Here is a 26,089-nt window from a genome sequence, read left to right on the forward strand (position 1 = left end):
CCGGGGCGACGGTCGCCGATCCCGACGGCTACAACCGTCCCGAGGCCTTCGACGGCCTCTTCTCTGCCTGACCGGTACGGGTGGCGGGCCTGGGGCGCCGGGCGGGGGCGTCGTGGGGGCGGGTGAGGCGGGCTTGGCGGGCGGCCTTGAAGGGCTCGGGCAGGATGCGGTTGGCCAGCCTGGTGAGCTTGGTGGCCAGGTCACCGCCGACCACGGCGTCCTTGCCGGCCATCAGGGCGCGAAAGCCCTGGGCGGCGACCTGGACGCGGCTGTTCTTCCGCGCGCCGGGGCCCAGCCGGGTGTCGTTCATGCCGGCGCGGGCGTGGAAGTCGCTGTCGGTCGCGCCGGGCAGCAGCACGGTCACGGTGACGCCTGGGGCGCGATCCTTCAGTTCCTGACGCAGCGACTCGGCGAACATGTAGGTGAAGGCCCGCGTGGGCCCGTACACGGTCTCGTACGGGGTCGGGGTCGTCGCGGAGATGGACGAGGTGATGAGGATCCTGCCGGTGCCGTGCTCGGCCATGTGCCGCACGACGGGCTTGGCCAGGGTGACGACGGAGGTGGCGTTGAGGGCGATGAGGTCGAGCTCGTCGTCCAGGTCGGTGTCGAGGAACGCGCCGCCCAGGCTGCGCCCGGCGTTCAGCACGGCCGCCTCCAGTCGCCGGCCGGTGTCCTGGACCGCCTGCCAGACGGCTCGCACGCCGTCGCGGTCGGCCAGGTCGGCCTGCACCGGCACCACCTGGGCGCCGTATCGCGCGAAGTCGTCGGCGATGCGGTGGATCCTGTCGCTGTGGCCGGTGGCGACCAGGTCGTAGCCGTCACGGGCGAACAGCAGGGCGAGCTGGTAGCCGATACCGGACGACGCCCCGGTGACCAGCGCCAGCGGGCGCGTGGAACGGTCGTGGCCGGGCCGGCCGCGGGTGGTGCTCATGAGGTGCTCCTGTCGGTAGGTACCGCGTTGTCGGCGCCCGCTCCGCCGGTGGCGGGATCAGCGCTCCAACTGGCCAGAAGCCTCCAGGCGTCCTGGGATGCCTGATCCTGGGCGGGCAGATAGAGAAACAGCGTCTGGTCGTCCTCACCGGGCATGGTGAAGGCCTGGTAGTCGATGGACACCGGCCCGACGACCGGGTGACGGAAGCGTTTGTGGCCGAAGGTGCGGTCCAGCACCTTGTGGTCGGCCCACCAGCGGCGGAAGTGATCGCTCTTCATCGACAACTCGCCGACCAGTTCGGCGGTGCGGGTGTCGTCGGGGTGGCGGCCGGCGTCCAGCCGCAAGATCGCCGTCATCTCCGAGGCGATCTGCTCCCAGTCCATGTAAAGCTCGCGGGCGGCCGGGTCCAGGATGATCCAGCGGGTCAGGTTGCGCTCCCGGAAGGGCATGGCGTCGAAGTCGGCCATCAGCACCCGGCACAGGTGATTGGTGGCCAGGACGTCTCCCCGTCGGCCGAGGATGAACCCCGCCTGGTCGGTGAAGGAGTCCAGGAAGCGGCGCAGGCCCGGCCGGACCCGCTGGACCACGGGCGGGGCGCGGCGGACCCGGCCCGTCTGCGGCCGTACCAGGTCGGACAGGTGGGCGCGCTCGGCGTCGTCCAGCCGCAGCGCCGCGGCGACCGCCTCCAGCACGCTCGGCGATGGGCTGATCTGGCGGCCCTGCTCCAGACGCGTGTAGTAATCGGTGCTCACCCCGGCGAGCTGGGCGACCTCTTCCCGCCGCAGGCCGGGCACGCGCCGGTAGGCGCCGCGCTGGGGCAGTCCTGCCGACTCCGGGCTGATCCGGGCACGGCAGCGGCGCAGAAACTCGCTCAGTTCCTGATTGCGTGCCATGTCTTTCATCCTGCCTGCGCCGCCGCCCTGCCACCGGCCCGGTAGGGGGGTCGCCTTGTCCTAGGAAGCTGCTGCCCCCGCAGGTCAACGCCATGCCCAGGTCCCGGATCGCCCCCTCGCCGGCACCGGTGAAGGGGGACGGACGCCCCGACGGGCCTAGTTGGGCGGGTCGAAGCGGCCGTCCACGGCCGTCCAGCCGCCGTCGACGTACAGGACCGAGCCGGTCACGAAGCTGGCCGCGTCGCCGGCCAGGTAGACCACCGCGCCGGCCATCTCCTGCGCCGTCGCCCACCGGCCGAGCGCGCTCTTGTTCGCGTACGCGGCGTACCAGTCGGGATTGTCCTTGATCTGCCTGGTCAGCGGCGTCTCCACGACGCCGGGCGCGATGGCGTTCACCCGCACCCCGTGCGGCCCGAACTCGGCCGCCGCCGTCCGCAGCAGCTGCACCAGGCCCGCCTTCGTGGCCGAGTAGACGCCCTGCCCCGGCTCGGTCACGGACGCGCGGATCGAGGCGAACCCGATGATCGACCCGCGCCCCCGCTCGACCATGCCCGCACCGAAGGCCCGCACCACGTCGAACGAGGCCCGCAGGTTCAGCCCCACCACCCGGTCGAACTCCTCGCCGGAGTAGTCGAGCAGCCGCTTGCGGACGTTCGTGGCGGCCGTGAACACCAGCACGTCGGCGGGCTCCTCCCCGGCGGCCCTCCGCACCTCGGCGGCGTCCAGCACGTCGAGCAGCCGGGCGTCGCCGCCGCACGCGGCGGCGGTCTCCTCGGCCGAGGCCAGGTCGCGGTCGGCGCACACCACGGAAGCCCCGTGGGCGGCCAGCGCCAGCGCCGCCTCCCGGCCGATCCCGCTCCCCGCCCCGATCACCACGGCCCGCCGCCCATCCAGGCGGAACAGCGCGTCATATCCCATACGAGGCACCCTAGCGACTGGTCCGACCAGTGCACCAGGTTGGGGGTCAGCGCGTCAGCGCGCCTCCCATTCGGCGCGCGTCAGCTCGTACTCCACCTCGCCGTGCTCGGTCCCCGGCAGCGGGTCCTCCCACTCCAGGTGGAACGTGCGGACGAAGCGCAGCCCGCACTTCTCCATGACCCGCCGCGAGCGCACGTTGACGGCCATGGTCTGGGCGAAGACCCGGCGCGCGCCCAGCTCCCGGAACGCCTTGTCGATCAGCGCGAGCGAGCCCTCGGTCGCGTACCCCTTGCCCCAGGCCGACTTGTGCAGCCGGTAGCCCAGCTCCGGCTCGTCGTCCGGCCCGCCCTCGGGCGCGCGCAGGTGGAACCAGCCGAGGAACGCCCCGGACGGCTTCTCGACGGCCGCGAAGAAACCCGAATCGATGAACCTGGGCAGCGTCTCCCCGACGATCACCTCGCGCGGCGTGGGCTTGCCGCCGTTGAGGAACTCCATGACCTCGGGGTCGTTGTGGAGGGCGAAGAGGTCGTCGGCGTCGGACTCGGTGAAGCGGCGCAGGATCAGCCGTCCGGTCTCCAGATAGATGTGCACCGGCAAACGCTAGTGAGCCGGTGGCCGTGCCTTCGACAGGTTTTCCGACAGCTCGCGCAGCCGGGCCCGGGCTTCGGCGTCGTACGCCTGCTCCAGCGCCTGCGAGGGCCGCAGGCCGTCGAAGAAGCGCCCGGACACCTCGTCGAGCTCGGGGTCGGTGACCAGCCGCGACGTGGCCTCCACGCCCTCCCGCAGCTCGCTGGTCGGCGTGGCGACCATCTTGGTCGGCATGTAGGTGGCCGGGTGCAGGGCGTTGACGGTGACCCCGGTGCCCGCCAGTTCCTCGGCCAGGTCCACGGTGAACATCACCTGCGCGAGCTTGCTCTGGCAGTACGCGCGCACCCCGCTGTAGCCGGCGGCCAGCATGACGTCGCCGAAGTCGATCGGGGCCTGGCCGAGGCTGCTGACGTTGACGATCCTGGACGGGGCCGACTCGCGCAGCACCGGCAGCAGGAGCCGGGTGAGCAGGTAGCCGGCCAGGTAGTTGACCGCGAAACGCAGCTCGTGGCCGTCCGCGCTCTCCTGCCGCACCCCGCCGCCCGGCACGGTCGTGCCGATCCCCGCGTTGTTCACCAGCGTGTCGAGGTCCTTGTGGTCGGCCGAGACCGCCTGCGCGAGCTCGCGTACCTCGTCGAGCGAGGCCAGGTCGGCGCGGTACCAGTGCAGCCGGGCGGCGGGGACGGCGGCCCGGATCTCCTCCAGCGTGTCGTGGCCGCGCCGGTCGTCGCGGCCGTGCACGAGGACGGTCGCGCCGCGCGCGGCCAGGTCGGCGGCCAGCGCCCGGCCGAGCCCGTCGGTCGCGCCGGTGACGAGGATCGTCCGCTGCTCCATGGGACGCATGGCCACCACGGTATCAAGGCGGAATTTCGTTCTCTGTTACGCTTCCGCCATGGAACGCAATTCCCTCAGGGCGACCGTGCGGGCCAGGCTCTCCGGCCTGCACGACGCCGAGGCGCGGGTCGCGCAGGTGGTGCTCGACCAGGGCGCCGGGCTCGTCCACCTGAGCGTGAGCGACGTGGCGCGGCTGGCCGGCACGTCGGCGTCCACCGTCGTACGGGCGTGCCGGCGGCTCGGGTTCGGCGGCTACCAGGAGCTGAAGATCGCCTCCGCCCGCGAGGCGCCGCGGGCGCCCGAGCCCGAGGACGACCGCGACCCGCTGGCCGCGACCGTGCGGGCGGCGCAGGAGGCGCTCGGCGGGCTGGCCGCCACGCTGTCGCGCGACGACCTGAGCGCCGCCGCCGAGGCGCTCAGCGGGGCCGCCCGGGTGCTGTTCGCCGCCACCGGCCTGTCGGGAGCGGTCGCCGCCGACGCCGCCTACCGGCTGCGGGCCCTCGGCCTGCCGGTGGACCTGCCGCCCGACCCGCTCACCGCGCACCTGGCCGCCGAGCTGCTGCCGGAGCCGTCGGTCTGCCTGGCGATCAGCCACAGCGGGGCCACCCGCTCCACCGTCGACACCGCCCGCCGCGCCCGCGCCGCCGGGGCGCGGGTCGTGGCGATCACCAGCTACGCCAGCTCGCCGCTGGCCGAGGAGAGCACCTGGGTGCTCGTCGGCGGCGGGCAGGACCTCGTCCTCGGGATGGAGGCGGTCGCCAGCCGCCTGGCCCACCTCACCATCGTCGACACGCTGTCCATGATCGTGCTCGCGCTGCGCGGCGGCGCGGCCGAGCGGGCGGTGTCGGCCTCCGCCGCCGTCACGGCGAGCCACAGCTACTGAGAGGGCACAGTGATCAGCCAGACTTTCGACATCGCCGGCGAGCTGCGGGTCAACCGGCTCGGGTACGGCACCGGCATGCTCACCGGGCCCGGTTACTGGGGGCCGCGCCTCGACCCGGAGGAGGCGGTCGCGATCCTGCGCCGCGCCGTGGAGCGCGGGGTGACGCTCGTCGACACGGCCGACAACTACGGGCCCGACCTCGCCGAAGAGCTGGTGGCGCGGGCGCTGCACCCGTACCCGGACGATCTGGTGGTGGCGACCAAGGGCGGCGTCGTCCGTACGGGCCCCAACGTCTGGCACGTCTCCGGGCGGCCCGAGCGGCTGCGCGCCATGTGCGAGGCGAGCCTGCGCCGGCTCAGGACCGACACCGTCGATCTCTACCAGCTCCACCGGATCGACCCGGAGGTGCCGCTGGCCGACCAGCTCGGCACGCTCGCCGAGCTGCGGCAGGAGGGCAAGATCCGGCACATCGGCCTCGACACGGTCACCGTGGAGGAGCTGGAGCGGGCGCTGGAGATCACGGCGATCGCCTCGGTGCAGAACCGCTTCAACCTGCTGGAGCGGGAGTCCGCGCCGGTGCTGCGGGCGTGCGAGGCGCGCGGGCTGGCGTTCCTGCCGTGGTTCCCCCTGGGCAACGGCTCGCTGGCCGGTGCCGGCCTGCCGGAGGCGGCGCGGCGGCACGGGGCGAGCGCCGGTCAGGTGGCGCTGGCGTGGCTGCTGCACCACTCGCCCGTCATCCTGCCCACGCCGGGCACCGGGTCGCTCGCCCACCTGGAGGAGAACCTGGACGCGGCAGCCGTCGAGCTCACCCCCGGAGACCTGGCCGCCCTGGACGGGCTCCTGCCTTAACGGCCGCGACCAGCTCCGGCATGCTCCCGACACCGGGCTCGGGCGAGGTCCCGGTGTCGTCGCTGCGGAACAGCACGGTGGGCATCCCCAGCGAGCGCGCCGGGGCCAGGTTCACCGGCCGGTCGTCCACGAACAGCACCTCCTCGGCGGGCACGCCCAGCTCGCCGAGCACCGCCTCGTACGGCGCCGGGTCGGGCTTGCGGGCCCCGAGGTCCGAGCTGATGAACCAGCGCCGGATGCGCCGGTCCAGGCCGAAGCGGCGGCGCAGGATCGCCGACCACGCCGCCGCGTCGTTGCTCAGGCACGCCAGCTCGAACCCGTCGCCCGCCAGCTCGTCCAGGGCCTCGCGGGTGCCGTCCGTGAGCTCGTGTTCCCGGCAGTAGTGCTCGTCCCGCGCCGCCAGGCCGAGCGCCGTCCAGAACTCGTCCGTGGTCGTGCGCCCGAGCGTCACCGACCGGTACGCCGCGCGGATCTCCTTCTCCGGCGCCGCGCAGCCCTGGGCCCGCAGGTACGGGATGAGCACCCGGCCCTGGACGTTGCCGTACCGGTACAGGACGCCCATCGCGTCAAAGACGATCACCTTCACGAAGATTTCCTCCCACCTCGACGCTACTGCGGCGCGGCATGAGAAAGGCATGCCCTTTGCTGGACGGCCCCGCGGGCGCAATGTGGGAAGGAACCTCAAAGTTGCCCAAGACCAGCTGAGAGGAATCCATCATGCGTGCGAACGTCGGTGACCACCTGATCGTCCACGGCAAAGTCGTCGGCCAGAGAGACCGGGTAGGCGAGATCATCGAGATCCGGGGCGAGAACGGCGCGCCGCCGTTCGTCGTGCGGTTCGCGGACGGGCACGAGCAACTCGTCTTCCCGGGGCCCGACGCGGTGGTCCAGCCCGCCGGCTCCGGCTGACCTTACGAGGCGGCCGTCCTGATGGCCTCGATGAGCATGTCCAGCTCGGCCTCGAAGACCTCCTCGGAGGAGACGGCGCGCAGGTGGGGCTCGGCGGCACGCAGCCGGGGGTGATCTTCGGCCTGCTCGGCCAGGGCGAGCAGGCTCGCGGTGCGGTGTGCGGACACGGGGTCTCCGTGCAGCTCGCGGTGGAGCCTGCCCAGGACGAGGTCGATGAAGACCAGGTAATGCCGGGCCGCCTGCCGCTCGTCGAGCCCGGCGTCGGCGAGGATCGCCAGGATGGCCTCGACCAGGTGGAGCGCGCCGGGGCCGTGGTTGGCCCGGGTCATCAGCACGTCCACCATGCCCGGGTACGCGGCCAGCTGCCGGCGCATCGAGGCGGCCAGCAGGCGCAGCCGGTGCGGCCACGGGCCCTCGTCGATGCCGGGCGGGACCAGGTCCTGCTCGGCGATGGCGTTCATGACCAGGTCGACGAGGGCGTCCTTGTCGGCGATGTGGCGGTAGAGGGCCATCCGGGAGGCGCCGAGATCGGCCGCCAGGCGGCGGACGGTCAGCGCCTCCATGCCCTCCGTCCGCGCGATCTCCAGGGCGACGGAGACGATCTGCGCCTGGCTGAGGCTGCCCCAGGCGCGGCGGCGGGGCGGCTGCTGGTCGGCGGATGAACCCACGGTGAAACCGTACTGGACTCGCCGGGAGCGTCAGGGGAGGCGGGCGCGCAGGGCCTCGGTGAACCAGTCGAGGGCGGGACCCAGCGGATCTGGCGCGGGCCAGCCGTTGATCACCGCCAGCAGTTCGAGGTAGCGCTCCCTGCGCGGGTCGTTCACGTCCTCCAGCCGGTCCAGCAGGCGCCGCCGGAGGGCGGGGCCGTCCGGGAGGCCGCGGTCGCGGGCGTACGCGGCCACGACCGCCGCCACCACGGAGTCCGCCTCGGGGGCGGCCGGGGCGAGGCCCGCCGCGAGGGCCGCGCGGGCGTGGTGGCGGGCCAGCGCGCCGGGGTCGGGGCGCGGGGGCGCGCCGGCGTGCCCGGCCTCGTCCCGTTCGGCCGCGAGCCGGGCGGCCATGCGCCGGACGGAGGCGCGGAAGTCCGGGTCCTGCGCGAGCTCGGCCAGCTCCACCCACGCCTCCACCTGCTCGGGCGAGGGGTCGTCGGGCAGTTCGGGCGTCATCGAGCTGATGATCCCCGCGAACCCCGGAACGGTGTCCAGGCCGTCGAAGGCCGCCTGCAGGAAGTCGTCGACGAGGCGGCGGCGTTCGTCCTCGGAGAGTCTTGCCAGTTTGTGCATGAGATCCATTTCCTCGGGGCTGGAGCCGCGCCTGGCCACCGCCGTGAGCACCGCGCGCCGCAGCCGGAGCGTGCGGATCTGCACGGCCAGCGCGTCGGCGTGCGCCGCGGCGACCTCGGGGAGCGAGACTTCGCGCTCCACGACCCGGCGGATCGTGGGCAGGTCCACTCCCAGGTCGCGCAGCGTCCGTACGAGCTCCAGGCGTGCGACGGCGTCGAGGTCGTAAAGGCGGTGGCCGGTGGGGCCGCGGTCGGAAGGCGGCACGATCCCCCGATCGGCGTAGAACCGGATGGTCTTGACCGTCAGCCCGGTGCGCCGGGCCAGGTCACCGATGGAGTAGAGCGCCATGTCCCCACCTTCCCGCCTCCCCTAGATGGAGACGCAACCCCGCTGAAAATTGGGGTCCCATGTCCAGGCGGGTTTGACTACCTGTGAGGAGATGTGGTCGCATCGTGACCTATGTTTCTGATGGGATGAATTAGACCGGTCCGGGGGAGAACGTTTCATGCCGCACGCCCTTCTGCGCGTGCTCGCTTCGACGTCCATCGCAAGCGCCACAGTCCTGGTGGCCCTGCCACCGAGTGCCGAAGCCCAGACGCAGGCCCACACCCAGGTGAGGGTCCAGCCCGTGCCCGCCGTGCAGGAGCCGCCGGCCGCCGCGGTCAGCGTTCCCACCCGGCCCTCGCTCGCCGTCAGGCCCGCGGGCACCGGGCGGGTGGGGCCCGACGAGCCCGAGGTCACCACGCCCGCCGGGCCGCGACTCGTCGACGAGGTCACCTCCGAGGCCGCCTCCGTCCAGGAGGAGCAGGGCTTCGGCAGGCAGGCGCCCGACGTCCGGAGCGTGCTGCCCGATACCGCGGACGCCGAGCCGCTGACGCTGATCAAGCCGCTGGCGCCGATCCTCAAGGCGTTCGACGGGCTGGGCAAGGCCGTGCCGGGGCTGACGTACCGGCTCTGCGTCCAGAGCGAGGCCGTGCCGGTCTCCTGCTCGATCTCGCAGCCGGTCGCCACGCCGGCGGTCGCCGACGTCACCGGTGACGGCAGGCCCGACCTGGCCGCCGACCTCGTGCCCACGGCCAACCCCTTGGAGGGATCGGCCGGGCTGGGGTTCGCGGTCAAGCGGCTGTCGCAGGAGAGCGTCAAGGCGCTGGTCTGGGCCGAGTATGACGGCAAGGTGTCGGTCGGGTTCGACGGCCTGCGGCACGGCGCGTCGCTGTCGGCCTTCGACTGGGGGACGTTCAACGTCGACCTGACGGGCAAGCAGGTCAAGGCCAGCGTGAAGCGTACCGATCCCGGGAAGTCCGCGGCCCTGGTCGCGGGGCTGACCGGCCGCAGCGTGGTGAGCCTGCGCCAGACGCCCGCCACCGAGAAGCTCAGCGTGACCGCCGCGCTCGACTCGCCCTCTCTCGACGTCCACGCCTCCGCGCCCGCCAAGCTGGAGGCGCTGGCGGTGACCGGCCGTCAGTTCACCCATGCCGTGCTGGACCGCATGTCCGCCCGCGCCGCGGTGCGGCTGTCGGACGGCGAGGTCCGCTTCACCAGCCCGTCCTCGATCGCCCGCGCCCGGCTGCACAGCTTCACCTACCGTGACGGCAAGCTGGCCAGGGTGCTGAGCGCCCAGGTCAGGAAGGTGCCGCCGACCCTGACCGCCAAGTACGCGGCCGCGGACGGCAAGCAGACCCTGACCGTCGAGTCCGCCAAGGGCCGGGCCGGGGCCGCCTCCCTGCTCTTCTTCGACCGGGCCGCGGCCAAGACCGTGCTGAAGACCGAGCTGAGCGACCTGCCGGCCAAGGTGCGCCTGGTCAACGACCTGGCCGAACACCGCGTCACGCACACGACCAGCTCGCCCATCGGCCGGTTCGCCGTGGTGCTCCAGCGCAACGAGGGCGCCGTCTCCAGCCCGCGCGGCGGCCACGTCACCATGATCAAGAAAGGTGACGCGCTGGGGGTGTCGGGGCTGCTGTCGGGGCTGTCCGGGTTCGACGTCACGTACGGGGCCGTGCCGCACGCCCACCTGGAGGTGGGCTCCAGCGGGCGCTCGTTCGTGGGCGCGGCCAGCATCGACGGGACCCACGTGGCCCGCCTGGAGATCTCGAACACGCCCTCCACCGTGGACGTCACCCTCGACCCCGCGGGCCGCAAGGCCGAGTACCAGGCCAGCGGCGTGATCCGGACCATCCGCGCCGCCTACACGAACCTCGAGACGGGCCCCACCATCGACGGCACCGTCCTGGGCGTGCGCGACGACGTCAAGGCGTCGTGGGAGCTGGGCGAGCGCTCGACCGTCAAGGTCGCCACGTCCGCCAAGATTGACCAGATCAAGATTTATGCCAATAAAGCGCACGTGACCTCGCCGTCCGGGGAAGACCTGGAGGCCACCGTCGAGGGCGTGCGCAAGAGCGTCGAGCTGGTCGCCGACACGGGCGCCCGCAGCCTCACCTGGACCGCGGACGCGCCGGTGGCCAAGGTCTCGGCGCTGGCCAGGGCCAAGCTCGGCGACCGGTACGCCAGGGCCGCCGCCGAGGTGAGCGGCGTCCCGGCCCGCTTCGACGCCTCGTGGGACCCCGCCTCGTACCGGTTCCGCGGCCTGTCCGGGCCGGTCGGGTCGGCGGAGCTGGCCTTCACCAACCACGACGGCGCCAAGGCCCCCACCGGGCCGCATCTGTCGGCGCACTACAGCCAGGCCACCGGCGACCTGGACGCCAGCGTGCTGGTCAAGGGGCTCGAGCAGGTCGGCTTCACCCCCTCGAAAGGCACGGGCGCGCAGGGGTTCAGCGCGGACTTCCGCTCGGCCCGGCAGAGGCTGGCCGTGGACGCCGACGTCACGCAGGGTGACGCCCGCTTCGGCCTGATCGGCACGCTCGGGCCCGTGCCCGGCCGCCTGTCGGTCACCTCCGACGGGGGCAAGCTCACCTACGCCGGCTCGCGCCTGGACGTGCGCGCCCGCGCCTGGCTCGGCAAGGCCGGGGCGCTCGACCGCATGCGGGCCGCGCCCGCCGTGCCCGGCGGCGTGTCCCTGGTGGACGGCGGCTGCGCGGCCGGATCCGCGGGCTGCTCCCAGGGGCCGTTCTGCACGCCGGATCGCGGCTGCTTCGGCCTGCAGGGATACCTGGACGTGACCGGGCTGCCGGACCAGGTGAGCGTGGACCTGGCGGGCAGGACGTTCGCGTTCTCGGGCTTCAGCCCGCGGCGCAAGAGCCTCGGCGTCTATCTCGCCAGCAGCGTCCTGTCACCCGTGCCCGTCAAGGTCAGGGCCGCCCTGACCGGGCTGCCCTCCCGGATCACCAGCATGTCGCTGGGGCCGTTCGGCGTGCAGGGCAACGCCGTGCAGGCCGCGTACCGCATCGAGCCCGCCGCCACGCTCGGCGCACTCGACGTGCGGGCCGAGGCCGGTGACCTGCGCGGGCACGTGTCGATCGACCCCGTGCCGGCCTCGGTGTCGGTCCAGGGCACGTACGGCGCCCAGACCCGCATCCGGGTGAACAACTCCGCGGCCGTCAAGCGCCTGGACGCCAAGGTCACCCTGGCCGGCAAGGGCACCGGCGAGCTGCGCTTCGCGGACGTGCCGGCCGTGTTCGGGGTGGACGCCGACGCCTCGGCCGCCGGGCTGAGCGTGCCGGCGCTCACCTACAAGTCGAACGTCAGCACCCTCGACGGCTACCTCGGCGTCGAGGGCGGCCTCGTGGACCCGCAGGGCAGGCTGGGGGACGTGTCGTTCGCGGTCAAGGACCTGGCCGCCGACACCACGATCCGCATGAACCCCGACCAGTCGCTCGACCTCGTCTCCCGCCCCGTCCCCACGGGCCGCCTGTCGCTGCACGGGGGGCTGCGGGTGGAGGCCGTCGCGCCGCAGCAGATCTCCGTCAGCAAGGAGGTCCCGTACACGACGGGCTTCCTCACCTACAACGTCGGCGGGAAGTTCGGGCTGGGGGCGAGCGCGGTCAAGGACCTGTCGCTGGACGCGCAGCGCGTGTCGTGGCTGCGCATCCGGCCCGGCAAGGTCCCGTTCGGCCTGAAGGCGCCCCCGGCCCTCGGGTACGTCGCGCCCGGCTTCGAGGGCGACTACGGGCAGCTCAAGCTGGCCGCCAAGGGGGTGGACCTGCGGCCCGAGGTCTCCCTGGACGTGCGGCTGAGCAGGGAGGTCGGCAACGACGTCTTCCACGACTCGGTGCGGCTGACCCCCACCGACTCGCTCGCGCTGCGCCGCTACGACCAGCGGATGCGGCGGATCGGGTCCAAGCAGGAGATCAAGGCGGCGGGGATCAGCCTGGCGTGCGTGACGGTGGACGCCAAGCCCGGCTTCGCGGCCGGGGACGGGTCCAGCTCCATCACGCTGCGTGGCGCCGAGGGGCCCCAGATGGTGTCGCTGCTGGACCCGGGGGACCAGGTGCCGGACTACGCGGTGGACCTGCTGACCCATTTCATGAGCCCGTTCCCCGGGGCGGAGTGGAAGGTCGCGGGCACCAAGGCCGGCGGCTGCGGCTCCGAGCGCCGCCCGTCCTCCCGCTGACCCTGGCCGCTGACATGCCTGGCCGCTGACCCGGCTGACCGCCGCGCCCGTCGCGGCGGTCAGCTCGGACCGCGGTAGCCCGGCGGCGGGCGCTCGCCCTCGTACGCCCGCACCGGGCGCCCGGACAGGAACGCCCGCAGGACCCCGAGGTACGCCTCGCTCGCATAGGCGCCCGTGGAGGCGCCCGTGGAGGCGTCGTCGTCGAGGTAGGCGAGCGTGGCCGACGGCAGCGCCCGCCGGTAGTCCATGGCCGACGTCCAGCCCTGCTCGTCGCAGCGGCTCTTGACGATCAGCACGGGGGCCTTCACCTCGGACAGGCTCAACGGGAGCGAGGACGGCGCCGTCCGCCCGGTCAGGCCGACGTACCCGCCGGATCCGGTCGCGGCGGCGGCCGGGCACGGGTGCGGCGCCCCCTGCCGGACGAGGCCGAGGTAGGCGTCCAGCTCCCGGTCGCCCGCGAAGTCGTGCGCGGCCCGCGGGTCCACCCGCAGCAGCGTGGAGACGGCGAGCAGGCGCGGGTCCGGCGAGCCGTCCCGCCCGAACATCGCGGCCAGCTCGACCTCGCCGGCCGGCTTCCGCTCCGGGGGCAGGCCGGTGGGTGAGGCCAGGACGGCCTTGGCGACCCGGTCGGGGTGCGCGGCCAGGTAGGCGGTGGCGAGCTGGGCGCCGTAGTCGTGGCCGACGAGGTTCAGCCGGTCCGCGCCCACGGTCTGCCTGATAGCCTCCAGGTCCTCCACGTCGCGCGTCAGGCCGTACTCGCCCGGGTCCCGCAGCCGGGCCGAGCGCCCGGCCCCGAGCTGGTCGTAGACGTACACCTGGTAGCCGTCCGCCGTCAGCTTCCTGAAGAAGGCCGAGGAGGCCGCCAGGTCGGCCACGCCGGGCCCGCCGTGCAGGAACACCACGGGGTCGGGGCGCGTGACCCGCTTGGGCGCGAACCGTACGTACGCCAGCTGCGAGCCCGTCGGCAGCCGCCACTCGCGCTGCCCCGCCACCGGCGCCGGCGGAGCGGGGGGCTGCGGCGGGCGCAGCGTGGCGACGCCGACCGGCCACACGACGGCCGCCTCCACCCCGAGGATCACCAGCGCCCGCAACCAGCGCCCCCAGGCGGCCCTCGGCCTGGGCACGCACAGCAGCAGCCCCAGGAAGAACATCGACGCGAAGACCGCCAGCCCCGTCACCGTGAACGTGGTCGCCTCCGCGCCCACCATCGCCATCCCGGCCAGAGTGGCCAGGCCGAGGACCGGCGACAGGGCCAGCACCCCGGCGCCCGCCACTGCCCGTCCGGCCAGTCTGGCGAAAGAAGCCACAAGGGGACGTTAGTGCACGCCAGGGGTTTCGGTCAGGGGGATGGGATTCCGGGCGCGGAGCAGGATAGCGCTTTCCGGCGCAATGAGGTGAAATATCAGCGTCCCTCTAGAAGGCTGGAGATTCCGTGCCACTGTTCGACCTGCCGCTTGAGCAACTCCGCAGCTACCTCCCCGAACGCGACGAGCCCGCCGACTTCGACGCGTTCTGGTCACGCACCCTGACCGAGGCCAGGAAGTTCGACCTGAGCGCCGAGTACGTCCCGTACGACCTGCCCCTCGCCACCGTCGACGTGTTCGACGTGTCCTTCGCGGGCTGGGGCGGGCACCGGATCAACGGGTGGTTCCTGGTGCCGCGCGGCGTGGAGGGCCCGGTGCCGTGCGTGATGCACTACATCGGCTACAGCGGCGGTCGCGGGTTCCCCAAGGACCACCTGTTCTGGCCGTCGGCCGGGTACGCGGTGTTCGTGATGGAGACGCGTGGCCACGGCGGCGTGAACGCCGGCAGCCCCGGCACGACCGGAGACCCGCACGGCAGCGCCTCGCCGCAGGCGCCGGGCATGATGACCCGGGGCATCCTCGACCCGGACGACTACTACTACCGCCGCGTCTTCACCGACGCCGTCAGGGCCGTGGACGCGGCTCTCGAGCACCCGGCGGTGGACTCCAGCCGGATCGTCGTCTCGGGTGGCAGCCAGGGCGGCGGCATCGCGCAGGCCACGGCCGCGCTGCACCCGTCGGTCAAGGCGGCGCTGATCGACGTGCCGTTCCTGACCCACTTCCGGCGGGCGGTCGAGATCACCGGGCGGGACCCGTACCAGGAGCTGGTGCGTTTCCTGTCCACCCGCAGGGACACGGCCGACCAGGTCTTCCGCACGCTGTCATACTTCGACGGGCTCAACTTCGCCGCCCGCGGCCAGGTGCCCGCGCTCTACTCGGTGGCGCTGATGGACGACATCTGCCCGCCGTCGACGGTGTTCGCCGGTTACAACCACTGGCAGGGCCCGAAGGAGATCTCCGTGTGGCCCTGGAACGGCCACGAGGGCGGCGGCGGCTTCCAGACGGAGGAGCAGCTGCGCTACCTCCACAAGCTTCTCAGCGACGGCTGACGGGCGCGCCCGCCGTGCCGGTGCGGCACGGCGGGCGCCCATGTCACGCCATCTGGTCCTTGACCAGGAACGAGACGCTTCCCTGGTCGTCGGCTCCGGCGTCCAGTGACTTGTCCTCCAATACGGTGGCGGCCACGGGGTCCAGGTAGACCCGCGCCCCCTCGGTCTCGACGACCTCGTCCGCCGGCTCCGGAGCGGTGGCCAGCGTAAGGGTGAGCGAACTCGCGCCCTCTCCCTGAGACGAGATGCGAATCCCGCTCTGAGAAGGTTCGGGCGCAGACGAGGTCAGATCGCGGATCGCCTGGGCTGCGTTGGCTGTCAGGGTGAGCACTACGGCTCCTCCTCACGGTCGACGTTCAGGAGTTGCCTGCCCTTCCCCCAACTTTCCAGCTCAACCCTTCTTGACTGTTTCTTTGCCCAGATTGCCTGGAGCTCCTTCTGGAGAGCGACGAGCCGATCGTCACCAAACGTGACGACGCGGGCCGGCCGATCAGCTCGTCCTCGCAGCCCGCGATCATGGCCACGATGCTCGACCAGCTCGGCGTCGAGCCGGGGCACCGGGTGCTGGAGATCGGCGCGGGCGGGCGGCTGGTGGCGCCGCTCGACCTGCGGGGCGTGCAGGTGTCCGTGGCCCTCGAACGCGCCGGCGACCACTGGGCCGGCCGGTCGGTGGCGCCGTGCGGGTTCATGCGGATGCGGGGGGCGTTCGCCGGGCCGGAGGCGATCGTGCTGCGCCGGGATCCCGAGCTCATGCTGGGCCTGCCCGAGTGGCGCGAGATCGGCGACGTGCCGGCCGCCCTCGACGCCGAGCCGGACGAGGGAGGCGGGCGACCTGCGCATCCACGCCTACGCCGGGCGCGCCCGCGACGACGCCAAGGGAACGATCATCCCGAAGCGCCACACAACCCTGGTGGTCACCTTCGGCTGACCCGCCAAGCGTCGTCGCCGGTCTTCAGGCCACCGTCCACTCGCCGTCGCGGATGAGGTCGCGGCCGCGCAGCTCGTTCGCCTCGCGCCAGGCCTGCAGCCGCACCGGCGTGATGCGGAAGTAGTGGTACGCCTCGGGCTCCTTGCGGGGGTCGAAGCCCGCCTTCGCCGCGAACGCGTCGCCGACCTCCGCCGGGATCTCGGTCGCGGGGACGGCCTCGGCCGTGCCCTCGACGAGGACGACGTCACGCACCAGCCCCACACCCACCCGCAGCCGCCCGGAGGCCAGCAGGTTGCGGGCGGTCCGGCTGGTGCTGGTGGTGGAGATCAGCAGGGTCGCGCCGTCCCAGAGGAACGACAGCGGCACCAGGTACGGCACTCCGTCCTCGTCCGCCGTGGCCACCCAGGCGTCCACGTCGTTCTCCAGGCGGTCGAGGGTGTCCCGCTTGCGCTGGTGCGGGGTGCGGGGGTCTGGCTGGGTCATCCGGGCTCCGGTCACGTCGGCCTCATGGTCGTCGTCATTATCGACGACGCCCGGCGACCGACACGTGCGACCCCAAGCCGGACGAGACCACCCCGGCTGTCGGAGGTGGGATGGCGGGTTTTGGGGGAAGGGGTGATTACGCACTGTATTGGATACGTTTCGTGCTGTCATAGGAAATGCTCATGCGCACACTGTTGCTGGCCGCCGTGACCCTCGCCGCTCTCGGGGGCTGTGCCGACGTGCCGACGGACACCGCCGGCCTGGCGTCGCGTACCGACACTCAGCCGTCCGAGCAGGACAAGGCCTGGATGCGGGGCATCCACGAGGGCAACCTGGCCGAGGTCCAGGCGGGGCAGCTCGCGGCGGGAAAGGGCAGCTCGGCGCGGATCAAGTCGATCGGCAAGATGCTCGTCGTGGACCACACCAAGCTCGACACGAAGGTGACCAACGCGGCCACGCAGCTCCGCATCCCGCTGCCCATGTCCCCGAGCGCCGACCAGCGCGCCATGCTGGCCGAGCTGCAGGACGCGCCGCCCGAGGAGTTCGACCAGGACTTCACGGCCGCCATGATCAACGCGCACCAGGCGGCGCTGGCGGCCACGAAGGTCGAGATCTCCCACGGCACCTCGCCGACGGTGGTGGCGCTGGCCAGGATGGCCGAGCCGGCGCTGGTGGCGCACCTGACCGCGTTGCGGCAGCCCGGCGGCGGCCCGGGCACGCAGACGCCCACCGGGTCACCCACCGGGTCACCCACCGGGTCACCCACCGGGTCACCCACTGGGTCGCCCACCGAGTCGTCCATCGGCACGCCCACGGAGACGACCCTGGAGCCGGAGACGCCTCACGGCGAATAGAGCTCGATCTCGTTGAGCATGCTGCACGTCCGGCCGAGCTCCGGCTCGCAGCCGGAGGTCGGCTCTGTGACGATCTTGACGTGCCGGGCGGTGCGGTCGATCTCCTCGTACCGCATCGCGTAGTCCGTCCGGTCCGTGATCGTGACGACGGGCTCGCCCCAGGAGCGGCCGTCCTCGGAGACGTACACGCGCGCCCCGGCCGGATGGCCCGGGCGCAGGCTGAGGCCGATCCGGGTCAGCGCGTACGAGCGGTCCAGGTGCAGCACGTACCGGCCGCGGCCCTGGGCGACGGCGCTCGACCAGTAGCCGGTGCTGCCGTCGAAGGCCCCGCCGGGGCGGCTCCTGGGGCGGCCGGTCCAGCGCATGGTGGTCTCGACGCTCAACCGGCCGCTCCGCCGCATCGCGGCCAGGTCCAGCAGGCCGGGGCCGGGGGCGTCGATCGTGAACAGCTGCCGCTTGATCGCGTACCAGCCGCGGTTCTCGAAGCGCCCGTGCGCCGGGCAGGCGGTCTCGTCCAGCAGGCCGTCGGGGCGCACGCCGGGCAGCTTGCAGTTGTCGAACACCTGGATCAGCCGGTGCGGGCCGAGGGCCGCGATCCCGGTGTAGCCGGACGAGCCGTGGACGGGCCAGATGCCGTCGCGGTTGTGGTACGTCACCCGCGGCTCCAGCCACTCCTCGCCCAGCCCGTCGGGGGAGACGGCCAGCCAGTTGTCCGGGCGCCCGGCGCTGAGCACGAGGACGCCGTCCGGCATCAGCAGCAGCCGCGGCGCCACGCCGCGGACCACGCAGTCCTGGCCCGCGAAGCGCAGCTCGCCGACTGGCGACCAGGTGCGCCCGCCGTCGGTGGAGCGGCTCTGGTGCAGCGTGGAGAACCGGCCGCCGTCGCGGCGCAGCACCGCCAGCAGGCTGCCGTCCATCGTCTGCGCGACGCTCGCCTCGTTGTAGACGAACCCGCCGGACGGCGGCGCGATCACGCCGCGCCGCTCGAACGTCCGGCCGCCGTCCCGGCTGGCGTACAGCTCGGCCTGGTACGTCCCCGTGTCGCTGTACTGGGCGTACATGGTGATCAGGATCGTGCCGTCGGCGAGCTGCACCGGCAGCCCGTGCGTGGCCCCGCCGGGCAGCAGCTCGCCGGGCGTGGTCAGCGTCGCCTCCGAGCGCACCCAGCTCTCCCCGTCATCCAGCGACGAGGTGGTGAGCACGCCCAGCGTGCCGGTGTGCGGGCTGGTGACCTGCAGGTAGTACTCGGTGGCGAAGTACCGGCCGTCGAGCAGCTGGATGGGGGCCTCGCGCAGCGGCGTCAGGTTCGCCGGGCCGAACGTGAGCCCGCCGTCGTCGGAGACCGCGACCGAGTTGGTGAGGGTGACGATCTGGTCCACGTTCGTGGTGAAGGTGCTGACCACCTTCTGCCGGGGCGCCCCGCCGGGGCCCACGACGTCGAGGACCGAGACGTTCGGGAAGCCCGCGAAGTCGAGCCGCTCGGACTCCGTCGGCTCCCGGTCGACGGGCGGCGGATTGGGATGAATCCAGTCTGGTGAGGAAGCAGTATCGATCAGGTAAGCCTCGCCCGGGATGGACGGCTGGGAGTGATCCGGTAGCTGGCAGTAACCGGCCACGGCCTGCGCCGGATCGGGCGGCGCGGGCAGTCCCGCGGCCACCGACAAGGCCACGACCACGGATCTTGGCACCCACACCGGCTCGCTCCCCGCATGTCCCCCGAACTGACCGAACCGTTCGGACTCTAGATGATCCACGCTCCGTAACACCGGATTCACCTGCGGGAAGTCGCGGGTTCACGGCTGCCGCCGATCGGGCGGCGGGCGACCCATGCCCGTTTTGTTAAGTACCAGTTGACAGGAAACCCCTCTCTGACGACGATCGGGACGGCACTATTAAGTGTCAATTTACGTAGGTCAGGGTCGGGAGGTGGCCCCCCAGATGAGCATCGAGCCGAGGGCGAGAGTGGCCCCAGAGCGAGTGCTGCCGGGTCCGGTGCCTCTGGCGCCGGAGACAGCCGCCCAGCAACGGGTGGTTCAGCGAATCTGCGCCAGAGTGGCGCCCGCCGGCATGGACGTCGGCGTAGACGAAGTACCCCCGGGCGGCCTGCAGGTGTGGATCGACACCCCGGTGCCGATGCCCGCGCAGGAGTCCTGGGTCCTCTACCACCGCATGGCGCGCGAGGTCGCGCTCGTCGGCTGGCACTGCGAGGCCGACGCCGACCGCCTGCTGGTGCTCGGCTGGAGCGCCGCCTGCCTGCACAACCGCGTACGCCTGCTCCAGAGCGGGCTGCGCCGGCTGACCGACTTCGAATCGACCGCGCAGCGGGCCGTGCAGCTCGAAGGGCGGCGCCCGGACGAGCCCGCCACGGAGATCGTCGCCGCCGTGAACGCCTCGATCGAACGGCGGCTGCGCTGGCCCGAGCGGCTGGCCGAGCTCGACGGGTTCGAGCGCAGCTCGGGGCTGGCCCAGCTGCAACTCCTCCTCGCCCAGGTCATCGGGCTGGAGGCGAAGGTCTCGGCCGCCTGCGCGGAGCACCTCGTCATGGCGCGGGTGCTGGCTCGGGCCGTCTGCGAGCAGTACGCCCGTCATTCAGACCTGTCGCGCGCCCAGCGCGACGTGCTGGCGGAGTCGCGCCGATGGGTGCACGCCAGCTCCATGATCCGAGGCTCGGCCGGCGCCCGGCCGAGCACCGGTGGCACCGCCGGCCGTCCCCACATGGGGCTGGCGGAGCGCCGCATCGCCGCGAGCGTCATCAACCACGGCGCGCCGCGGGCGACCCCCGCGGCCGTCACTCCGGTGGTCGACCACCTCGACCACAGGGAGGGCGCACGCTGACCCAGATCCGCTCAACGGCGAGCGGTCGCCCGGAAAAACCCCATCGAGTCCGGTAGGAGAGCTCCCGTCATGCGAACCCCCCCGCACCTGCCCGCCAGAACCATCCGCGACACCCGGGACACCGACACCATCCGTCCCCGCCGGCACCCCTACGGCCTGCACGAGGTCCCCGTGCAGTCGGCGCCGCTCGGAACCCTCGACCTTCCCGACACCACCAGCGAGCCCGACGAGTACGTCGAGCAGCGGCTGCTCGGCATCAGGGAGATGTCCAACCAGGCCATCGGCTCCATCGACGACCTGCTCCAGCACACCGCGTGAGCCGAAAGAGGAGAGTCATGCAGGACCTTGAGCGACTGGAGCTGAAGTCGCACGACGTCGGGGGTCACCAACCGCGTTCCGTGGCGGGCATCGACGCGCCGCGCAGCCTCGACGAGGTACGCGCGCTCGTACGGCAGTCCATGAGGACCGGTCGCCGCCTCTACCCGATCAGCACCGGCAAGAACTGGGGCATGGGCTCGGCCGTGCCGGTCACCGACGACAACCTGGTCGTCGACCTGAGCGGCATGAACCGCATCCGCGGCCTCGACCTGGAGGCCGGCTACGCGGTCATCGAACCCGGGGTGACCCAGGCACAGCTCGCCGAGGCGCTGCGCGACACCCCCTGGATGCTCAACGTCACCAACTCCTGCGCCGACACCTCCGTCGTGGGCAACGCCCTGGACCGCGGCGACGGCACCTTCCGCTCGCGGGTGCATGACGTGGCCGGGCTGGAGGCCGTGCTGGCCGACGGCAGCGTGGTCACCACCGGCGGGCTGGACCCGGCAGGGCGCTACCACGGCCGGGTCGCCGGGCCCGACCTGACGCCCGCCTTCGTCCAGCACAACCTGGGCATCGTCACCGCCATGGCCGTCGCCCTCGTGCCGCGTCCGCAGACCGTCGGCCTCGTCCACGGCCGCATCCCGCGCGCCCAGGTCGGCGTCGCGCTCGACGCGATCGCCGGGTTCCTGCGCCGCGGCAACCCCGCCGACGGGATGCTGCGGGTGCGGGAGCTGGCGCTCGTCCCGAGCCACGGCGACTGGTTCCTGCCCAGGGGCGTCGACCCCGACCTGTTCACCATCATGGGGCCGCTGCTCGGCAGCGACGCCGCCGTCGAACTGGCCGAGGAACTGCTGCGCAAGGCGCTCATCGAGGTCGAGGGCGCCGAGGCGCTGCGCGTGGTCGACGCGGCGGAGGTGGGCCCCGACGACCCGCTCTACCCGAGGGCGCTCATGTCCCAGGGCATCCCCACCTGCCTGGGCGTGCGCAACGCCCTGCGCGTCGCCTCCTGCGACCAGATCGACGAGGGCCAGACCGGCTTCCTGGCCCTGATGCCGCTGATGCCGACGCACGCCCGCAGGACCGAACACATCCTGGCCGCCCTCCAGACGGCCGTGGACGCGCACACCACCGCGCTCATGGTCGAGTGGAACCTCGTCAGCCGGCACATGGCCAACGGCGTCATCCAGATCTTCTTCGACCGGGGCGTGCCGGACGCCCCCTACCGCGCCCACCAGCTCCGCAACGACGGCAACTGCCTGCTGCGCGGCCACGGGTGCGCCATCTACCGCTCCGACATCGACCACGCCGCGGCCGACGTGTGGTCGGAGACCAGCACCGCGAGCCTGGGCATGCTGCACCGGCTCAAGACCGCACTCGACCCGGACGGCCTGCTCTCGCCCGGCCGCTACGGCGCCTAACCGAAGGACCCACCTCCGCCGGTCGCACAGCCGGAGTGTGCCGGTCGGCGGAGACCACTCATAGCTTGGAGGTGACCACGTGCGTTCGTCACCAGCGCGGGGGACGAGCACCATCGACCGTCGTCACGCCGTGATGCTGCGGCTGGTCGGTGCGGGTGTCATGTTGACGGTGATGGCCGACACCACGGCCACCACCCTGGCAGTCGGAGTCCTGCGGTACACACCCGCCGGGGCCGGCATGCCGCTGGGCGACCTGGTCTGGCTGACCAGCGCGGCGTTCATCCCGATCGCGGCGCTGCTGGCCACCGCGGGCCGCTGGGCGGACCTGTTCGGCCGCCGGCGGGTCCTGGCCGTGGGGCTCGTGGTGTTCGTCCTGGGCGGTGTCGCCACCGTCCTGGTGGACTCCTGGTCGTACGTCCTGGCGGCACGGGCCGTCCAGGGCGCCGGTGCCGCGGCGATGATCCCGGCCAGCCTCGGGCTGCTGCTCGGAGAGCTGCCGGAGTCGCAGCGGCGCGGTGCGATCGCCCTGTGGAGCTCCGCCTCCGGGCTGGGCTGCCTGCTCATGCAGGCGGGCGGCGGCTGGCTGGTCGTCTCCGTCGGCTGGCGGGCCCTGTTCGTTCCCGACGTCGTCATCGGCGTCGCGCTCCTGATCGCCTGCGCCGCGCTTCCGCCGGGTAAGCGCGCCGGCGCCAGGGGCCTGCCGGACGTCCTCGGCGCGTGGCTGCTCGCCGCGGGCATCGCGGTCATCGTGCTGGCCATCTCCAAGGCGATGGCCTGGGGCATGGACGTGGTGTGGCTGGCGCTGGCCGCGCTGGCCCTGCTGGGCGGCGCGCTCGCGCAGGCCAGGCACCACCGCCTGCCCGCGATCGACCTGGCCCTGTGGCGGCGTCCCAGATTCGTCTGGGGCTGGCTCGCGACCTGGGGCTTCGGCGCCCTGTCGTACGGGCTGCTGACCGTGCAGCCGCTGTACCTGCTCCACCTGGGCTACCCCATGCTCGAGGTGGCCATGTGGCTGACACCCACGTCGGTGGCGGTCGTCGTGACGAGCTTCCTGGCCGGGAAGCTCGTCAAGCGGGTCGGCGCGTACGGGCTGATCTACGCGGGCTCGCTGCTGTGCGGCGGCGCCTGCGTGCTCGTGCTGACGCAGGCCGGGCCCACCGTGTGGGGCCTGATCGCCAGCGTCGTGGTCGGTATGGGCGTCGGCGCGCTCGCGCCGGGCACCTCCGTCGCCACCACCCTGGCCGCCCGCCCCCACCAGTACGCCTCCGCCGTCGGCGCGGCCACCATGGCGCGCATGGTCGGCGGGGCCGTCGGCGTCGCGGTCGTGTCGGTCGTCATCGACCACCCGTTCATGACCGGTCCCTTCGCGGGGCTGGCCGGCGCGCTCGCGATGTGCGTGGCCATCTCCGTGCTGATCGGCGCACTGGCCCTCACCAAGATCACCCGGCTGCGGACCGACCCGGGCGACGTCATGATCAAAGTTCCGCGGCGGATGCTGCTGGAGCTGCGCATGACCCTCGCCACCGTGGCGGCGGAGGCCGACGCGTTGCTGCCTGCCGAGACCCGCACACCCCCCACGGACCACATCCCGCGGCCACGGGCGGCCGAGCCAGGCCCGCTCGCCGGTTCCCGCGGGAACCCGAACTAGTTCAACCATCGAAAGGGCTCTCGTCATGGCAACCACATCGTGCGACGTAGCGATCGTCGGCGCCGGGCTCGGCGGCTGCTTCCTCGCCTTGCTGCTGGGTCGCCGCGGACAGCGCGTCGTCGTCATCGAGCAGGGACCATCGGTCCCCAGCGCGGGCGCGGACTTCCTCAAGCCCCCCGGGCTCCGGGTGCTGGCCCGGCACGGGCTGGCCGACTTGGTCGGGCGCCATGGCCTCAGGCGCGACACCATCCGCTACTACCACGACGGCGACCCCATCCAGGAGTGCCGCTTCCCGGAGGGAGGCTTCCTCGTCCGCCCCTACCGGGAGCTGGTCGAGCTCATCTACACGAGCTGCGTCATGGAGGGCGTCGAGTTCTGGTTCGACGCCAGCATCGACGACATCGCGATCGGCGACGGCCGCGTGGAGGAGCTGACGCTCTCGAACGGGCGCAAGCTGCGGGCCGGCGTCGTGATCGGCGCCGACGGCACCAGGTCGGCCGTACGGCAGGCGCTCGACATCGAGCAGCGCACGCTGCCGTACGAGCGGCTGCTGATGCGGGTGGCCACCGTCCCGCTGACCGCCAGCGTCGCCCAGCTCAACCGGCTGTACTTCAGCTCGGAAGGCTGGTTCGCCTACCTCTACCCGATCAACCGGGACCAGGCCAGGGTGTTCGTCGGCCTGCCCCCCGAGGAGGACAAGGAGATCTTCCAGGACGGCATCCCCGCACTGATCGACGAGCTGAAGAAGTTCGTCACCGACAGCTCGGACGCCTTCAACGTCCTGCAGCCCGCGACCTGGCAGCGGATCAAGGTCTCCTCGATGCGGGTGGCGGAGTACCACAAGGGCAACGCGGCGCTGCTGGGCTCGGCCGCGTTCGCCTGCCACCCCATGACCGGGATGGGCATGAGTTACACGCTGCACGACGCCGAGCTCCTGGCCGACGTCATCTGCGCGGCCGGCGGCGACGCGGACCTCCTGGAGCGGCTGCTGTCCACCCGCTACGAGCCCCGCAGGGACGCCCACAGGCAGCTGATCGACTACGGGGACGCCCTGGCCGCCACCTTCCACGACCGGGACGCCTACCTCGCGGCCTTCCGCCCCGACCTGCACATCTACGGCGACGCCGCGGCCCTGCAGCCGATCTGAGCCGGTGTCCCCGCCGCCCGCCATTCCCCACCAGGAGAGGTCGTCCAGTGCCACGCTGAGTGCGATGGACCGGCCCTGTCCCCAGGCGGCGGGGGCGCCCATCGGCGCCCCCGGATGGTAGGGCGTGCACTACCAAGAGAACGGGTGACAGCGGGGGTCCGCCTGACCCCCTTCTCTCGCGATGCTGATGAGTGATCACATACGACTCGTCAGCATCGGAGAGAACTGTGGGGACTGTGGGGACCGCCGCCGTTCAGCGCGGCAGCGACTTCGCGAGGCTGTCACGCCGCATCGCCGAGGCGGGGCTGCTGGACAGGCGGCCAGGCTATTACGCGGCCAGGATCGGCCTGGTGGCCGGCCTGTTCGCGGGGAGCTGGGCGCTGTTCGCCCTGGTCGGGGACTCCTGGTGGCAGATCCCGGTAGCGGTGCTGCTGGCCGTGGCCTTCGCGCAGGTGACGCTCCTGGCCCACGACCTGGCGCACGGGCAGATCTCCCGGTCGCGGCGCACCAGCAGGATGGCCGGGCTGCTGGTGGGCAACCTGGCCGTCGGGCTCAGCTACGGCTGGTGGATGGACAAGCACACGCGCCACCACGCCAACCCCAACCACGAGGAGCACGACCCCGACGTCGCGCCCGACATCCTGATCTGGTCGCAGAAGCAGGCCGAGGAGGCGCGCGGGATACCCCGGTTCATCGGGCGCTGGCAGGCGTTCCTGTTCTTCCCGCTGCTCACCCTCGAGGGCCTGAACCTGAAGGTGTCGAGCTTCCGCGCGCTGCGCCGCCCCTCGCTCAAGAGCAGGGGGCTCGAAGGGGCGCTGCTGACCGCGCACGTGCTCGCCTACCTGGGGGCGGTCTTCCTGGTGCTGCCCTTCGGCACGGCGCTGGTGTTCGTGCTCGTGCACCAGGCCTGCTACGGCGTCTACCTCGGCTGCACGTTCGCACCCAACCACAAGGGCATGCCGGTCCTGACCGCCGAGGACGAGCTGGACTTCCTCCGCCGCCAGGTCCTGACCTCCCGGAACGTACGCGGCGGGCGCCTGGTCAACACCGCGCTCGGCGGCCTGAACTTCCAGATCGAGCACCACCTGTTCCCCAGCATGCCGACCGCGAACCTGCGCAGGGCGCAGCCCATCGTGCGCGAGTACTGCGAGCGGCTCGGCGTCGACTACGTCGAATGCGGCCTGTTCGCGTCGTGGGGCCAGGCCCTGCGCCACTTGCACGAGGCCGGCCGCCCGCTCCGCGAGGGAGCGCCGTCGCCTGGAGGAGCGGCGGGAGCGTAGCGACCAGAGCGGGGGAAGGCGGCGGCGTCGAGGGCGACCGAGCGCGCCTCTGCGGAGCGGAGGCCATAAGCATGCGAGGGAGCGCCGTCGCCTGGAGGAGCGGCGGGAGCGTAGCGACCAGAGCGGGGGAAGGCGGCGGCGTCGAGGGCGCCTCTGCAAAGCGGAGG

25 protein-coding genes are annotated in these 26,089 nt (G+C 72.6%); 13 read left to right on the forward strand and 12 right to left on the reverse strand.

Translation table 11 applies throughout. The annotated features are described in order from the left end of the window. Positions 1-28: 28 nt before the first annotated feature. From HD596_RS36770 to HD596_RS36790, 5 genes are all read right to left on the reverse strand, one after another. A complete protein-coding gene (locus tag HD596_RS36770; protein ID WP_185074088.1) occupies positions 29-931 on the reverse strand; it encodes an SDR family NAD(P)-dependent oxidoreductase in 903 nt (300 codons plus the stop codon). After that, entirely contained in the window at positions 928-1,824 is an 897-nt protein-coding gene (locus HD596_RS36775; protein ID WP_185074089.1) for a helix-turn-helix transcriptional regulator, read from the reverse strand. Before HD596_RS36775 ends, HD596_RS36770 begins: the two co-directional genes overlap by 4 nt. 156 nt (positions 1,825-1,980) lie before the next feature. Further along, on the reverse strand, positions 1,981-2,742 hold the full coding sequence (locus HD596_RS36780; RefSeq protein WP_185074090.1) for an SDR family NAD(P)-dependent oxidoreductase: 762 nt from the start codon (positions 2,740-2,742) through the stop codon (positions 1,981-1,983). A 54-nt stretch (positions 2,743-2,796) separates the two neighbouring features. After that, positions 2,797-3,333: a GNAT family N-acetyltransferase gene (locus HD596_RS36785; RefSeq protein ID WP_185074091.1), complete on the reverse strand. Its 537-nt coding sequence runs from the start codon at positions 3,331-3,333 to the stop codon at positions 2,797-2,799. Between the two features lie 9 nt (positions 3,334-3,342). Continuing rightward, complete coding sequence (locus HD596_RS36790) at positions 3,343-4,173, reverse strand: SDR family NAD(P)-dependent oxidoreductase (protein ID WP_185074092.1); 831 nt, start codon at positions 4,171-4,173, stop codon at positions 3,343-3,345. Between the two features lie 49 nt (positions 4,174-4,222). On the opposite strand from HD596_RS36790, the gene HD596_RS36795 reads away from it, so the two are divergent. Both HD596_RS36795 and HD596_RS36800 read left to right on the forward strand, forming a co-directional pair. Then, positions 4,223-5,047: a MurR/RpiR family transcriptional regulator gene (locus tag HD596_RS36795; protein WP_185074093.1), complete on the forward strand. Its 825-nt coding sequence runs from the start codon at positions 4,223-4,225 to the stop codon at positions 5,045-5,047. A gap of 75 nt (positions 5,048-5,122) precedes the next feature. Further along, positions 5,123-5,896: an aldo/keto reductase gene (locus tag HD596_RS36800; RefSeq protein ID WP_221520957.1), complete on the forward strand. Its 774-nt coding sequence runs from the start codon at positions 5,123-5,125 to the stop codon at positions 5,894-5,896. Here the strand turns inward: HD596_RS36800 and HD596_RS36805 are convergent. Beyond that, the gene (locus tag HD596_RS36805) at positions 5,853-6,482 is read right to left on the reverse strand and encodes an HAD family hydrolase (protein ID WP_185074095.1); all 630 of its coding nucleotides are present in this window, start codon (positions 6,480-6,482) and stop codon (positions 5,853-5,855) included. The two genes, HD596_RS36800 and HD596_RS36805, sit on opposite strands and share 44 nt — an antisense overlap. Positions 6,483-6,613: 131 nt before the next feature. On the opposite strand from HD596_RS36805, the gene HD596_RS36810 reads away from it, so the two are divergent. Beyond that, positions 6,614-6,805 (forward strand): DUF1918 domain-containing protein, encoded by a 192-nt coding sequence (locus HD596_RS36810; RefSeq protein ID WP_185074096.1) that lies wholly within the window; start codon positions 6,614-6,616, stop codon positions 6,803-6,805. A gap of 2 nt (positions 6,806-6,807) precedes the next feature. Here the strand turns inward: HD596_RS36810 and HD596_RS36815 are convergent, their stop codons facing one another. Then, positions 6,808-7,473, reverse strand: a complete 666-nt coding sequence (locus tag HD596_RS36815; protein WP_185074097.1) for a TetR/AcrR family transcriptional regulator — start codon at positions 7,471-7,473, stop codon at positions 6,808-6,810. A 30-nt stretch (positions 7,474-7,503) separates the two neighbouring features. After that, a complete protein-coding gene (locus tag HD596_RS36820; protein WP_185074098.1) occupies positions 7,504-8,436 on the reverse strand; it encodes a MerR family transcriptional regulator in 933 nt (310 codons plus the stop codon). A 157-nt stretch (positions 8,437-8,593) separates the two neighbouring features. Between HD596_RS36820 and HD596_RS36825 the strand changes: the two genes are divergently transcribed. Further along, on the forward strand, positions 8,594-12,598 hold the full coding sequence (locus tag HD596_RS36825; protein ID WP_185074099.1) for a hypothetical protein: 4,005 nt from the start codon (positions 8,594-8,596) through the stop codon (positions 12,596-12,598). Between the two features lie 59 nt (positions 12,599-12,657). Here HD596_RS36825 and HD596_RS36830 read toward each other — a convergent pair whose 3' ends face one another. Continuing rightward, positions 12,658-13,905: an alpha/beta hydrolase gene (locus tag HD596_RS36830; protein ID WP_185074100.1), complete on the reverse strand. Its 1,248-nt coding sequence runs from the start codon at positions 13,903-13,905 to the stop codon at positions 12,658-12,660. A gap of 125 nt (positions 13,906-14,030) precedes the next feature. Between HD596_RS36830 and HD596_RS36835 the strand changes: the two genes are divergently transcribed. Further along, entirely contained in the window at positions 14,031-15,011 is a 981-nt protein-coding gene (locus HD596_RS36835) for an acetylxylan esterase (protein WP_185074101.1), read from the forward strand. A 43-nt stretch (positions 15,012-15,054) separates the two neighbouring features. Here the strand turns inward: HD596_RS36835 and HD596_RS36840 are convergent, their stop codons facing one another. Further along, positions 15,055-15,342: a HesB/IscA family protein gene (locus HD596_RS36840; RefSeq protein WP_185074102.1), complete on the reverse strand. Its 288-nt coding sequence runs from the start codon at positions 15,340-15,342 to the stop codon at positions 15,055-15,057. 194 nt (positions 15,343-15,536) lie between these two features. Here HD596_RS36840 and HD596_RS36845 point away from each other — a divergent pair, with 194 nt between their 5' ends. Beyond that, positions 15,537-15,995 (forward strand): hypothetical protein, encoded by a 459-nt coding sequence (locus HD596_RS36845; RefSeq protein ID WP_221519678.1) that lies wholly within the window; start codon positions 15,537-15,539, stop codon positions 15,993-15,995. Here the strand turns inward: HD596_RS36845 and HD596_RS36850 are convergent. Further along, complete coding sequence (locus HD596_RS36850; RefSeq protein WP_185074103.1) at positions 15,964-16,422, reverse strand: pyridoxamine 5'-phosphate oxidase family protein; 459 nt, start codon at positions 16,420-16,422, stop codon at positions 15,964-15,966. The genes HD596_RS36845 and HD596_RS36850 overlap by 32 nt on opposite strands. 182 nt (positions 16,423-16,604) lie before the next feature. Here HD596_RS36850 and HD596_RS36855 point away from each other — a divergent pair, with 182 nt between their 5' ends. Next, complete coding sequence (locus HD596_RS36855) at positions 16,605-17,276, forward strand: DUF4142 domain-containing protein (protein ID WP_185074104.1); 672 nt, start codon at positions 16,605-16,607, stop codon at positions 17,274-17,276. Here HD596_RS36855 and HD596_RS36860 read toward each other — a convergent pair. Then, positions 17,264-18,964, reverse strand: a complete 1,701-nt coding sequence (locus HD596_RS36860; protein WP_185074105.1) for an exo-alpha-sialidase — start codon at positions 18,962-18,964, stop codon at positions 17,264-17,266. The two genes, HD596_RS36855 and HD596_RS36860, sit on opposite strands and share 13 nt — an antisense overlap. A gap of 379 nt (positions 18,965-19,343) precedes the next feature. Between HD596_RS36860 and HD596_RS36865 the strand changes: the two genes are divergently transcribed. The 6 genes from HD596_RS36865 (at position 19,344) to HD596_RS36890 (ending at position 25,922) form a co-directional block, all read left to right on the forward strand. Next, positions 19,344-20,111 carry a hypothetical protein gene (locus HD596_RS36865; protein WP_185074106.1) on the forward strand — a complete coding sequence of 256 codons (768 nt, stop codon included), beginning with the start codon at positions 19,344-19,346 and terminating at the stop codon, positions 20,109-20,111. Positions 20,112-20,180: 69 nt separating this feature from the next. Continuing rightward, positions 20,181-20,429, forward strand: coding sequence for a hypothetical protein (locus HD596_RS36870; RefSeq protein WP_185074107.1), 249 nt, complete (start codon positions 20,181-20,183; stop codon positions 20,427-20,429). A gap of 17 nt (positions 20,430-20,446) precedes the next feature. Further along, entirely contained in the window at positions 20,447-21,847 is a 1,401-nt protein-coding gene (locus tag HD596_RS36875; RefSeq protein ID WP_185074108.1) for an FAD-binding oxidoreductase, read from the forward strand. Between the two features lie 79 nt (positions 21,848-21,926). Continuing rightward, on the forward strand, positions 21,927-23,495 hold the full coding sequence (locus tag HD596_RS36880; protein ID WP_185074109.1) for an MFS transporter: 1,569 nt from the start codon (positions 21,927-21,929) through the stop codon (positions 23,493-23,495). Between the two features lie 25 nt (positions 23,496-23,520). Beyond that, positions 23,521-24,642, forward strand: coding sequence for an FAD-dependent monooxygenase (locus tag HD596_RS36885; protein ID WP_185074110.1), 1,122 nt, complete (start codon positions 23,521-23,523; stop codon positions 24,640-24,642). 227 nt (positions 24,643-24,869) lie between these two features. After that, positions 24,870-25,922 carry a fatty acid desaturase family protein gene (locus HD596_RS36890; protein ID WP_313045776.1) on the forward strand — a complete coding sequence of 351 codons (1,053 nt, stop codon included), beginning with the start codon at positions 24,870-24,872 and terminating at the stop codon, positions 25,920-25,922. Positions 25,923-26,089 lie beyond the last annotated feature (167 nt).

It is taken from the genome of Nonomuraea jabiensis, assembly GCF_014204795.1.
In the GTDB taxonomy this organism is placed as follows: Bacteria; Actinomycetota; Actinomycetes; order Streptosporangiales; family Streptosporangiaceae; genus Nonomuraea; species Nonomuraea jabiensis.

What these genes read in the sequence shown, in the direction of transcription:
- HD596_RS36800 (WP_221520957.1), top strand. Translation starts at nt 5,123, where the DNA reads ATGCTCACCGGGCCCGGTTACTGGGGGCCGCGCCTCGACCCGGAGGAG.
- HD596_RS36820 (WP_185074098.1), bottom strand. Translation starts at nt 8,436, where the DNA reads ATGGCGCTCTACTCCATCGGTGACCTGGCCCGGCGCACCGGGCTGACG.
- HD596_RS36855 (WP_185074104.1), top strand. Translation starts at nt 16,605, where the DNA reads ATGCGCACACTGTTGCTGGCCGCCGTGACCCTCGCCGCTCTCGGGGGC.
- HD596_RS36875 (WP_185074108.1), top strand. Translation starts at nt 20,447, where the DNA reads ATGCAGGACCTTGAGCGACTGGAGCTGAAGTCGCACGACGTCGGGGGT.
- HD596_RS36770 (WP_185074088.1), bottom strand. Translation starts at nt 931, where the DNA reads ATGAGCACCACCCGCGGCCGGCCCGGCCACGACCGTTCCACGCGCCCG.
- HD596_RS36865 (WP_185074106.1), top strand. Translation starts at nt 19,344, where the DNA reads ATGGACGTCGGCGTAGACGAAGTACCCCCGGGCGGCCTGCAGGTGTGG.
- HD596_RS36790 (WP_185074092.1), bottom strand. Translation starts at nt 4,173, where the DNA reads ATGCGTCCCATGGAGCAGCGGACGATCCTCGTCACCGGCGCGACCGAC.
- HD596_RS36810 (WP_185074096.1), top strand. Translation starts at nt 6,614, where the DNA reads ATGCGTGCGAACGTCGGTGACCACCTGATCGTCCACGGCAAAGTCGTC.
- HD596_RS36850 (WP_185074103.1), bottom strand. Translation starts at nt 16,422, where the DNA reads ATGACCCAGCCAGACCCCCGCACCCCGCACCAGCGCAAGCGGGACACC.
- HD596_RS36795 (WP_185074093.1), top strand. Translation starts at nt 4,223, where the DNA reads ATGGAACGCAATTCCCTCAGGGCGACCGTGCGGGCCAGGCTCTCCGGC.
- HD596_RS36825 (WP_185074099.1), top strand. Translation starts at nt 8,594, where the DNA reads ATGCCGCACGCCCTTCTGCGCGTGCTCGCTTCGACGTCCATCGCAAGC.
- HD596_RS36870 (WP_185074107.1), top strand. Translation starts at nt 20,181, where the DNA reads ATGCGAACCCCCCCGCACCTGCCCGCCAGAACCATCCGCGACACCCGG.
- HD596_RS36775 (WP_185074089.1), bottom strand. Translation starts at nt 1,824, where the DNA reads ATGGCACGCAATCAGGAACTGAGCGAGTTTCTGCGCCGCTGCCGTGCC.
- HD596_RS36885 (WP_185074110.1), top strand. Translation starts at nt 23,521, where the DNA reads ATGGCAACCACATCGTGCGACGTAGCGATCGTCGGCGCCGGGCTCGGC.
- HD596_RS36780 (WP_185074090.1), bottom strand. Translation starts at nt 2,742, where the DNA reads ATGGGATATGACGCGCTGTTCCGCCTGGATGGGCGGCGGGCCGTGGTG.
- HD596_RS36845 (WP_221519678.1), top strand. Translation starts at nt 15,537, where the DNA reads ATGCTCGACCAGCTCGGCGTCGAGCCGGGGCACCGGGTGCTGGAGATC.